The sequence below is a fragment of the Candidatus Liberibacter sp. genome, assembly GCF_014048425.1.
GTDB lineage: Bacteria > Pseudomonadota > Alphaproteobacteria > Rhizobiales > Rhizobiaceae > Liberibacter.
In genome coordinates, this window is sequence record NZ_JACETX010000089.1 from 1 (window position 1) to 909 (window position 909).

Here is a 909-nt window from a genome sequence, read left to right on the forward strand (position 1 = left end):
GCCTGCACCCGTTCCCATCCCGAACACGGCCGTTAAACGCCCCAGCGCCCATGGTACTGCATCTTAAGGTGTGGAAGAGTAGGTCGCTGCCAGGTCTATAAAACACGGATCTATTCAATTTTGATGACAGGCAATTCCCATGTCGCGGGGTGGAGCAGATCGGTAGCTCGTCAGGCTCATAACCTGAAGGTCGTAGGTTCAAATCCTACCCCCGCAACCAATTATTATGGTATATTTTTATGTCGCATATGAAAAAATCTATCAAAGATAATATCATAAAAAGATTAAAAGTGCTTAAAATACCAGGAGATACCGGCAATATTGTTGATATGAGCAGGGTATCGGATATATGTATAGTACAAAACAAAGCATATTTATCTATAAATGTACCTCAAAAAGTAGCACATAAATTGCAATCTTTACGCATTCAAGCGGAACAGATGATTGTCAGCATTCCAGATATAGAAAAGGCTGTTGTTACACTTACAGCAGATAAATCTGAACACATAAAAGAAACACCAGAAGTAAATTCTCTCAAGGATGTCACAAGCGTGATAGCGGTAGCTTCTGGCAAAGGTGGTGTTGGGAAATCGACTACAACTGTCAATCTTGCTTATGCTTTGCAAAAGATCGGGAAAAAGATAGCAATACTGGATGCAGACATATATGGTCCGTCTTTACCAAAACTCCTCAATATTACAGAAAAAGCAAATTTATCTGAACAACAAGAAATCCTGCCCATGATCAGTCATGGAATTAAAGTCATGTCGATAGAATGCCTCGTAAAGAAGGGCGTCCCTATCATATGGCGTGCTCCAATGATAAATGCAGCAGTAATAAAAATGATTAAAAATGTCGCTTGGGGTAAATTAGATGTCTTGATCATCGATATGCCTCCAGGAACAGGGG

The 909-nt window shown here is 40.6% G+C and carries 1 protein-coding gene, 1 tRNA gene and 1 rRNA gene; all 3 read left to right on the forward strand.

Translation table 11 applies throughout. The features are described 5' to 3' along the window. Positions 1-95, forward strand: a 5S ribosomal RNA gene (gene rrf / locus H0G72_RS06045); the annotation flags it as partial. A 48-nt stretch (positions 96-143) separates the two neighbouring features. After that, positions 144-220: transfer RNA gene (locus tag H0G72_RS06050), tRNA-Met, on the forward strand. Between the two features lie 19 nt (positions 221-239). Next, positions 240-909 (forward strand): P-loop NTPase (locus tag H0G72_RS06055; protein ID WP_182017871.1); only part of this gene is annotated, 670 nt, incomplete at its 3' end.